The sequence below is a fragment of the Vicinamibacteria bacterium genome (genome assembly GCA_035620555.1).
GTDB lineage: Bacteria > Acidobacteriota > Vicinamibacteria > Marinacidobacterales > SMYC01 > DASPGQ01.
The window spans coordinates 1-9851 of record DASPGQ010000104.1 but is presented as its reverse complement, the minus strand read 5'-3'; the positions used below and the strand labels follow the sequence as shown (position 1 = coordinate 9851).

Below are 9851 nucleotides of genomic sequence, written 5' to 3'. Positions count from 1 at the left end.
GCACCGGAGCACCCGCCTACGAGGGCGATGTGGCGGTTCACGGTGGCACCGTGGCGGCCGTGGGCGATCTGACCGGAGTGCGTGCCGCGCTCGAGCTAGACGTGAGCGGTCTCTATATCACACCGGGCTTCATCAATCTGCACAGCCACGCGACCCCGAGCGGTCTCCGGCAGGCGTCGAACATGATCGTTCAGGGCGTCACGACGGAAATCCTCAACGCCGACGGCGGCGGCCCGCTCGACATCGACGAGCAGCTCGAGGAGCTCGCGAACGCCGGTCTCGCCGTGAACGTCGGCGTCAACATCGGATTCAATCGTGTATGGTCCGAGGTCGTCGGACCCGCGGACCGGCGACCCACCGAGAAAGACCTCGACAGGATGCGCTTACTCATCGTCGCCGGCCTGGAGGAAGGCGCTTTCGGTGTCTCCGCCGGTCTCGATTACAAGCCCGCTTACTTCGCGACGACCGATGAGGTGGCCGCGGTCGTGAGCGCCGCCGAGCTTTTTCGGACCAACTTCACGAACCACGATCGCCTGACACCCGAGACCCAGTTCAGCTCGCGCGTGGGCGTGACCGAAACACTCACCTTAGGTGCCCGCACGGGCCTGGTCCCCATCGTCACCCACATGAAGGCACAGGGACACGAGCAGGGCACGGCCCAGGAATTGATCGACCTCATCGACGCGGCCACGGCGTCGGGAAAGCTGGCAGCCGCCGATGTGTACCCCTACCTTGCGGGCCAGAGCGGTCTCGGTGCGCTCATCATTCCCGGCTGGGCCCAGGACGGCGGCCGGGAGAAGATGCTCGAGCGCTTCCGCGATCCGGTGCTCCGCGAGAAGATCGTCATCGAGTCCGAAGACGCGATGAACGCCCGCTTCGGTGGGCCCGAAGGCGTCTATGTGCCCGACCTCGATACCGAGCTGGTCGACCTCATGAAGGAGATGGGGGACGTCTCCGCGGGGGAAGCGGTCGTGCGCGCGCTCGAAGTATCCAACCGCCGAGCCATCCTGCGCTTCGGCGCCGAGTCCGATCTCGTCGCCATCATGAAGGGCGCCACAACCTCCATTGCGTGCGACTGCGGGGCCGTGGACGCGCCCGCGACCCACCCCCGTTACTTCGGTTCATTCCCGAAGGTCCTGGGACGTTACGTCCGGGAGCGGAAGCACCTCACCTGGGAGGACGCGATCCGCAAGATGACCGGGCTGCCGGCGGCCACGATCGGGCTCGTCGACCGCGGACTTCTCGCACCCGGCATGGCGGCGGATATCGTTGTTTTCGACCCCGTGACCATCATCGATCATGCAACCTTCGAGAACCCCAACGCGCCGCCCGAGGGCGTGCGCCACGTGCTCGTGAACGGACGACTCGCGCTCAGCGACGGCGAGCTTACCGGAAGCGCGTCGGGCCGCGCCTTGCGACGTTCGATCCATATGCCGAGCCGCGCCATGACGAGCGTTTCTTCCCGCCTCACGCTCGACACCGGGGCGTTCGACATCGACGTTCGGTCCAATGAAAGAGGCGTCGCCCGGGGGCACCTCACATTTCCTCATCCTCGGACGGGAGAGCGAGTCGAGGTCGACGCGAACCTCGGGTTCCTCCAGATCGCTGACGGCTGGGCGAGCTTCACCGCCACCGCGATGGCGAACGGCTCCGCCGAGCCGGTCGTGATCATCGTCGACGAGCGAAACCCGCTCGGCGGCGGCGGCCGCTCGATCAACGTCCGTGTTGGACCGGACGAAGCGAAAGGACGAACGCTCCTCGGCATGCCGCTCAGAGAGCCGAATTGGAGCCCGGCGACTCGGGCCCGACTCGAGGAGGATCTCGCGATCGCGCGAGCGCAGTTCGAGGTAGCGCCCCGAAGAGAGGATTCGATCATCTGGCTCGGTCGAAGACTCGGCTACCTCACGCGATGGGAGGAGGCGATTGGCGTATTTACCCGAGGACTCCAAGTGCATCCACAGAGCTACAAGCTCTACCGTTTCCGCGGCCGGCACCGGGCCCGCTATCGCGATCTCGATGGCGCCGTTGAAGACTACCGGCGTGCCGCCGAGCTCGTGGAGAGCGAGCTCGACTCCTTCGAGCCCGACGGCATCCTCAACCCGAGGCATCAGTACCTCGGCACCTACAAATCCAACATCCACTACTACCTCGGCCAGACGGGCTACGCCCTCGGAGACTACGAGACGACCCTCCGCGGGATGGAACGCGCCGCCTCGGAGCCCCTGGGCCAGTCCGCCGACCGCATGGTGTCGACCGCGTACTGGCGCTACCTGGCGCACCGCAAGCTGGGCCAAGACGAAGAAGCCCGAGCCGTGGTCGCCGAGATACCGGAAGGTCTCGAGCTCATCGAGAACTTCACCTACTACGACGCCGTCCTCTTCTTCAAGGGGGTACGCACCGAAGAGGAGCTTCTGCCAGGAGCCGACAGCATCGTTCGCTTCGCCATTGCGATGGAACACGACTTCCGGGGCGAGCAAGACGAGGCGGAAACGCTGTGGCAGGCGATCGTGAACGACGAGCCCCAGGGGTTCTGGCCGGCAGAAGCAGAGATCCTCTTCGCGAGAAGCGGAAGCACTCGGCACGGCGGAGAACGGTGAGAACGGTCGGCTCGCGCCGACGAATCATCGAGTCGTCTCTCGTCGATGTCATCACCCTGCTAGTCGTCGGCGAGCCACGGGTGTAGCATGGCCGGCCAGCAGGAGGCCGATCGATGGGCATCCACCGTAACACCGCATCCTATCGCTCCTACCAATACCTCAAAGCCGACCGGGGGTTCCGCGATTTCGATCTGGTAGAAGGGCATGGGCCCTTCGAGCCCTACCTCTTGCCGCTAACCGTGGAAGAGGAGCGCCGCACGCTCGAACTCGCCGAGCGGCTCGTCATCATCTCGCTCCACGAGCATCCCCACCTCTTTCCCAAGGACATCCGACAGTGCCGAGCTTACGACCGCGAGGGGCGGACGGTGACCGCATACGAGGCCCTGGCCGATTCCTACTGGGACGCGCTGTTCGACAACTTTCAAGACGGCACCGCAATCATCACATCCAAGAGCGGTTGGAAATGGACCGACGTCATCTTCGACGTCGGAATGAGACTGTGCGATCTCGCGCATCAGGATTTCGTCATCCGGTGCGAGACAGTCGACGACATTCACCGTGCCCACGATGAAGGCCGGATCGCCCTGATCCCCGCTCAGGAGGGGGCGGCGATGATCGAGAACGAGCTCGACCGGATCGAGATCCTCTACGGCATCGGTATCCGGGCGATGGGCATTACCTACAGCGAGTCGAACGCCCTTGGTACGGGCCTGAAGGAGCCGGGTGACGGCGGGCTCACCGCGTTTGGCCGGCGGGCGGTTCGACGGATGAACGATGTGGGAATGGCGATCGACTGCGCCCATGCAAGCCCGCAGACCACGCTCGATACGATAGAAACCAGCACGAAACCCATCTTCCTCTCTCATACCGGGGCACGGTCCCTGTGGAACATCAAGCGGCTCGCGCCCGACGAAGTCCTCGAAGCCTGTGCCGGCAAAGGCGGCGTCATCGGAATCGAAGCCGCACCGCACACGACCATGACCAGGAGCCGGCCCGGTCACGACCTGGAGAGCTACATGGAGCATTTCGAGTACGTCAAGGAACTCGTGGGAATCGACCACGTCGCCTTCGGTCCCGATACGCTCTACGGCGATCACGTTGGCTTGCACCATGTGTACACCGACGCGCTGTCCATCGATGCCTCTCATGAGGGGGGTGCCCCGAGCTACGAGGAGGTCGCTTACGTGAAAGGGGTCGAGAATCCGACCGAGGCGTCGAAGAACATACTGCGGTGGCTGGTGAAGCACGGCTACTCCGACGAAGACATCGCCAAAGCGCTCGGGGGAAACGCTCTCCGGGTTCTCGCGGACGTGTGGCAATGAGACCGCGCCTCCCGGTCTTCTCGCTCGTCCTGATGGCGGTCTTTCTCCTCGGCGGGAGCGTCGCTCTCGTGGTGGACTGGCCGCCGGGGCCCGCCAATCTCGACTGGGGTGTGTGGATCGTCGTCTATTTCGGCTACGCCTACGTCATCGGCGCGTCGATCTTCTACGTGCTCACCGGCAGATGACGTGAGTCCATCGACGCAGTACATTCTCGTCCTCATCGTCTATTTCGCGTCGCTTCTCGGCCTCGGCATCTGGTTCAATCGGCGGGTGAGCTCCGGGGCCGACTACTTCATCGCCCGGGGCAAGCTCGGCCCGGCGACGATCGGATTCTCGTTCTCGGCGACGCAGATGAGCGGAAGCTCCTATATGGGCGCGGTTGGGACAGAGAAGATCTACGGCTACAGTTTTTCACCCGCCGGGGTCGCCTCGGCCGCCGCTCCCTGGTTCAGCTACGTGCTTCTCGGCTCGCGCCTTCGCAAGATCGCGAGCCGACTGGAAAGCGTCACGCTGGCCGACATTCTCGAGTCTCGTTTCTACACCAAGACGGCCGGGCTGGTGGCGACCCTCGTCATGCTGGTTGCTTTCATTCCTCTGATCGCCGCCCAGCTCAAAGCAGCCGCCAACGTTTTCGAGGTACTGCTCGAGACACCCTACCTTCTGGGACTCTTCGTCTTCGGCGGCATCGTGGTGCTCTACACCGTCCTCGGTGGAATGTACGCCGTCGCCTATACCGATCTCATCCAGGGACTGATCATGATCCTCGGCTTCGCCATTCTGGCGCCCGTGGCCGTGAGCGCGGCCGGCGGATTCTCCGAGATGCACCGCGTCTACCGGGAAGTCAATCCCCAGGCCATCTCTTTCCTGGGAAAGATGCCCGCGCTCTGGGTGGTCTCGGATTTTCTCGTCTGGGGATTCTTTCAAATCGGCTCGCCGGCGTCAGTGACCAGATTCCTCATTCCCGGGGACGACCGAACTCTCAAGCGGGCGATGGTCTACTCGGTCTTCTTTCAAAGCTTCGTCTACCTGTGCGCGACGCTCATCGCGATTGCCGCGGGCGCGCTCCTCCCCCACCTCGAACGGCCCGACCTGACCGTCCCGACGCTCGTGGCCGAGCTTCTTCCTCCCCTCGTCGGCGGCATCATCGTGGCGGCCGTCCTGGGAGCGACGATGTCGACCATCGACTCAATCCTCCTCATCTCGGGATCCCTCGTCGTCGAGAATATCTATGGCAAATACGCCGGGAGAACGATCGATGGGCCAGAAGGCCTCCGCATCTCGCGATGGGTGACTTTCGTCATCGGCGCGCTGGCGCTCCTGGTCGCCATCCGACCTCCTGCAGCCATCTTCTGGATCGTCACGATGTCCTTCAGCTTCATGACCTCGGCTTTCACGTTTCCGTTCCTGCTGGGGATGTGGTGGCCTCGGGCGACCCGCGAGGGCGGGATCGCCGGCATGGTGGGAGGACCGATCGCCTGCGTCGGCTGGTACGTCGCGGGATTCGTCGCCCACGGTTCTCTCGACAACTGGATCGGAGGGATCTGGCCAGCGCTCGTCGGACCGTTCGTTTCCCTGCTGCTCGTCGTGATGGTGAGCAAGCTGACCTCTCCGCCGCCACCCGAAGTGGCCGAGCTGTTCTTCTCCGACGGTATCGCGGCTCAGTCGACGCCAGGTGGGTAGTCGAGATGCAGGGGAACCTCCATCAAGGAAAGCGGTCAAGCCCATGATGGGAGGAGTGAACTGGCCGCCCAGTGAAGCCACGGCTTCCACCGCGCCCGCTTCCTCCGCGGTGAAACCGGAACGCTTCATCAACGGAATCGTCATCGTTCCCGTGCTCGCGACGTTGGCCACGGTGCTTCCGGACAGCATGCCCATGAATCCGCTGCTGATGATGGACAGCAGAGCCGGACTGGATCGAGACTTGCCGGCCAAGGCGGTCCCGACGGAGAGAATGAGCTTGACGCCGCCGGTTGCCTGGAGCATCCCGACGTACACCATGAACACGAAGACGGTGGTCGCCGAAAGTCCCGTCAAAGAGCCCAAGACCCCCTGAAACGACGGGATTGCCAGATACGACATCAATCGGACGAAGTCGATCCCGCCGTGAAAGAAGAGATCGCTCGGGACGTAGTTACCGAAGTACGCGTACAGCACGGAAGCGATGGCCAGCAGGGGAAGCGTCAGACCCCACTGCAAGACCGTGGCGGTCAGAGTCAACAGGACGAGGGTGATCGTGGCGAGAACGTCGAGCGAATTCGGACTGAAGACCCGGGTCGATATCAGGCTCTCGTACTGCGTCAGAACGTAGACCGTCGTCGCGACCGAGCACACCGCGAGCCCGATCATCACCGTCGACCGTGAGCGTGATGCCGCCTTCGATGCCAGGCACAGGAATATCAGGACGAGAGCGAACCCAAGGTGGAAACTGGTGAACTCCCAGGCGGAGACCAAAAAGTAGCGGGCTTGGAGCAAATGGAGCGTGGCGCCCACCACGGCGACGGCCCATAGGAGAACGGCGACAGCCGACGACTCCCGATCCGACGAGAGCATCCGTTGACCAGGGGATCGAGATGTCACCGAGTTGCCTGGTTACGGGTCGGCGACGATCGTAAGCGCGTCGTTTCGGATGCCGTTCTCGTGGAAGTACGAAAGCGCTCCGGCGTTCACGGGGAAGGCTGCCATCAATCCCCGGAGGGCGAACTCGGCATCCACGTATCGGAGAGCCACCCCCAGGCTGCGGATACGCTCGGCGTCGTCGTAAATCGCCTTCGTGATCTCGTAGCCCACTTCCGCGGTGGTATCGGGAGCGGCGGCCAGCACTCCGATGGAGTAAGGGAAGACGGTTGGTGCCTCGATGGCCGACCAGGCCTCCGGACCCTTCGTTGCCGCAAAGATGCCTGCGTTGATCTCCTGGGCCCTCTTCATGACCGCGGCGGGAATCTCGAGCGGCACGACATCCACGAGCGCCTGGGCCTCGATCAGTCGTGGGGAGATCGCGTCGTTCGTGATGACTCCGGGGACGACGTCGACGCGCTTCGATGTGAATGCATCGTAGATCTCGGTCCACGATCCGTAGGTCCATCGGATGTGGTCGTCGAGACCCGCTGCATTCATCAGGGCGTGATGCATCAGGGCGGCGGCGCTTCCCGGTGTCGAGGGAGCGTACCTTCGTCCGCGAAGATCCGCGAGTGTCTCGATGTGCGAATCGCGCCGGACGACGGGCGGCATGTGCCACGTCGCGTAGGCGAACAGCTGCTGGCAGACGATGGGAGAATGGTAAGGGCTGGTTCCGCTGGGCTACCGTCCAGTCCACCGATGTCGAATGGCCAAATTCGAGGCTTCCATTGTCGATCAACGCCAGGTTTTCGGCAGCGCCCGCAGTGGCAAAGGAGGAATTTCGCGTCTTACCGCGCCGATTCGCCGCCTGAACGAAGGCCTCCATGATGACGTATCCCGAAGACCCGAGGGTGGAAGAGCCCCAGCGGTTGACGTCTCGATGTCTCGGTTTGCACCCGAGGAGCCAGGCGGACGGCACCCCCATGGCCAGACGGCCGGCCGACTTCAGGAGCAATCGGCGAGACAGGGGCGAGCCGCTCGGGCTCTTTGACCCTGGCGCGTCTCGGTCTGGGATGGCGGCTTCCAAAGCTTCCCCTCGTGAGATGGGCTCGTGCATCCTCGGATCCTTCTCTGCTGCCGGAGGATGGTATCGTAATGAGCTCCGTGAAGTAACTCGACTTCACCCTATTTGACGGCCTTTTCGAGCTGCTCTCGCGATATCTCGACTCGGGCGGTCCCGAACCCGCCCGTCCTCGAACCGGTGTACCGAGCGTCGATCAGATAGACGGTGGCTCCCGATGTGGTCTCCTCCACTTCCGCAAAGGGGAATCGTGCCCAGTTCACGAAACCACGCACCATCGGCGATTGCTTCGCCAGCCGAACGACGGGCGACTCCGTGCGCGGAAGCCACCCTGGTTCCAGAGTGAGCTCGAACCGGGGAAAGAGTCGTGCTTCGCCATAGCGGTAGCCCTGCGGCGCTTCCAGGACGACGTCCTTGACGAAGGGCGTAACCGGAACAGGACCCACCATGAGCCGGCCGACCTCCAGACCGCGCTCCGTCAGCGTCTTCGCGACCGCGTCGCGCGCGTAACGCGCCGACGCGTTCATCGCCCCGACGTAGACAGTGACCACGGCCACCGCTAAAACGGCCACGCGGCGCGCCTCGATCTCGCCGATCGAACCGCGTCGCCATCGCCGAACGACGATCGCGATCGCGCATGCAAGCCAGAGACCTTTCTCGGCGACCAGACCGGGAACCACGACGAGCATCATCAATGAAGCCAGGACCCCAAAGCCCGTCCAGCCGAGGAGGCTGATCCGACGGTCCGAGCTTCTCGAGTATACGGCACCTCCCAGGACGAGCCACATCCACGGGTCGATGATGAAGAGCGTATCCCCGTAGAACCACCGATCGTCGAACGGCATGAGCCATCGCATGCCGTAGGTGTTGAGCCAGTCGAGCACCGGATGAGTCGTCACCGCGAGGTAGGAAAGCCCCAGCAGCGCCCCGAAGCGGACGGGCGGTCCCTCGCGCTTCGAGCGGCGTCCGCAGACCGCCAGGAATCCCGCGAGAAGAAGAGGCAAGAGCACGATCGCGGGGATGCCGTGGGTCCAGCCGCGACGAAAGAGCAGGGCGGTGTCCGCACCCGCGAACAGAGCGAGCGCGTCGACGTCAGGGAGGTTGGCGCCGATGAGAAGCGCCGCGCTACCGTAAGCGGACTTCCTTCGGGCTCCCGTCTGAGCCAGAGCCGCTCCAACGAGCGTGTGAGCGATCGGATCCATAGGAGTGAGGCGATTATATCGAGGCAATTGCGCCGACCCTTCCGTAAAATGGCTGGTAATGGACAATCCTCCGATCGCGCGTGCGAGACCCAAAAAGCTCCTCCGGCACGGACACGTCCGCGTCGATCCGTACTACTGGATCAACCGGCGTGACGATCCGGAGGTGCTGCGATATCTCGAGGAAGAAAACGACTACACCGACAACGCGATGAGCCACACCAAAACGCTTCAGGAGGCGCTCTTTCGCGAAATCGCCGGCCGGCTCCAGCCCGACGACCTCTCGGTACCCTATCTTCGTGATGGCTACTTCTACTATCACCGTTTCGAGGCCGGGGCGGAGTACGCGGTGCATTGTCGCAAGAAGGGCACTGTCGACGCGCCCGAAGAGGTCCTCGTCGATGCGAACGCCCTCGCTTCCGGGCACGATTACTTCTCGTTGTTCCTGTCGGGCGTGAGCCCCGACGCGAACAATCTGGCTTATGCCATCGATACGAAAGGCAGGCACCTTTACACCGTTTACTTCAAGAACCTCGCGAGCGGAGCGCTCTTTCCCGAGGTCCTCCCCGCGGTCACGGGAGATCTGGCCTGGGCGAACGACAATCGTACGATCTTCTATACGAAACAGCACCCGGAGACTCTCCGTGCCTATCGTCTGTTTCGCCACGTGCTCGGTACCGACCCGTCGGAGGACGAGCTGGTTTACGAGGAAAGGGACGAGACTTACGAGCTGCACGTCTTCGCAGCCAAGTCGAGACGTTTCATCATGCTCGCCTGCGAGCATTCCGTGAGCAGCGAGTACCGTTATCTCGATGCCGACATGCCCTACGGCGAGCTCCGGCTCCTCGAGCCCAGGCTCCATGGACGCGAGTACTCGGTAAGCCACCACGGCGAGCACTTCTATATCCTCACGAACCAAGGGGCGGTCAGTTTCAAGCTCGTGAGAGCTCCCATCGTCACACCGTCTGCTCGTCACTGGGAGGACGTCGTTCCGCACCGAAAGGACGTCCTGGTCGAAGATTTCGAGCTGTTCCGCGACTTCCTGGTCCTCATCGAGCGATACGAAGGCCGGCAAAGGATCCGGGTGATACCTTGG

The 9851-nt window shown here is 63.3% G+C and carries 8 protein-coding genes; 6 read left to right on the top strand and 2 right to left on the bottom strand.

The window, feature by feature from the left end:
• From VEK15_04335 to VEK15_04315, 5 genes are all read left to right on the top strand, one after another.
• On the top strand, positions 1-2597 hold a 2597-nt coding region (locus tag VEK15_04335; GenBank protein ID HXV59900.1), incomplete at its 5' end, for an amidohydrolase family protein.
• A 113-nt stretch (positions 2598-2710) separates the two neighbouring features.
• On the top strand, positions 2711-3919 hold the full coding sequence (locus VEK15_04330) for a membrane dipeptidase (protein HXV59899.1): 1209 nt from the start codon (positions 2711-2713) through the stop codon (positions 3917-3919).
• The gene (locus VEK15_04325) at positions 3916-4104 is read left to right on the top strand and encodes a hypothetical protein (protein HXV59898.1); all 189 of its coding nucleotides are present in this window, start codon (positions 3916-3918) and stop codon (positions 4102-4104) included. Before VEK15_04330 ends, VEK15_04325 begins: the two co-directional genes overlap by 4 nt.
• Before the next feature lies 1 nt (position 4105).
• Positions 4106-5599 carry a sodium/proline symporter gene (locus tag VEK15_04320; protein ID HXV59897.1) on the top strand — a complete coding sequence of 498 codons (1494 nt, stop codon included), beginning with the start codon at positions 4106-4108 and terminating at the stop codon, positions 5597-5599.
• A gap of 43 nt (positions 5600-5642) precedes the next feature.
• Complete coding sequence (locus tag VEK15_04315; protein ID HXV59896.1) at positions 5643-5972, top strand: hypothetical protein; 330 nt, start codon at positions 5643-5645, stop codon at positions 5970-5972.
• Positions 5973-6508: 536 nt separating this feature from the next.
• On the opposite strand, the gene VEK15_04310 is transcribed toward VEK15_04315, so the two are convergent.
• Both VEK15_04310 and VEK15_04305 read right to left on the bottom strand, forming a co-directional pair.
• Complete coding sequence (locus VEK15_04310; protein HXV59895.1) at positions 6509-7171, bottom strand: TAXI family TRAP transporter solute-binding subunit; 663 nt, start codon at positions 7169-7171, stop codon at positions 6509-6511.
• A gap of 489 nt (positions 7172-7660) precedes the next feature.
• Positions 7661-8758 (bottom strand): metal-dependent hydrolase, encoded by a 1098-nt coding sequence (locus VEK15_04305; GenBank protein HXV59894.1) that lies wholly within the window; start codon positions 8756-8758, stop codon positions 7661-7663.
• A 58-nt stretch (positions 8759-8816) separates the two neighbouring features.
• Here VEK15_04305 and VEK15_04300 point away from each other — a divergent pair.
• Positions 8817-9851, top strand: a 1035-nt coding sequence (locus tag VEK15_04300; protein ID HXV59893.1) for an oligopeptidase B, incomplete at its 3' end; no start/stop codon positions are given.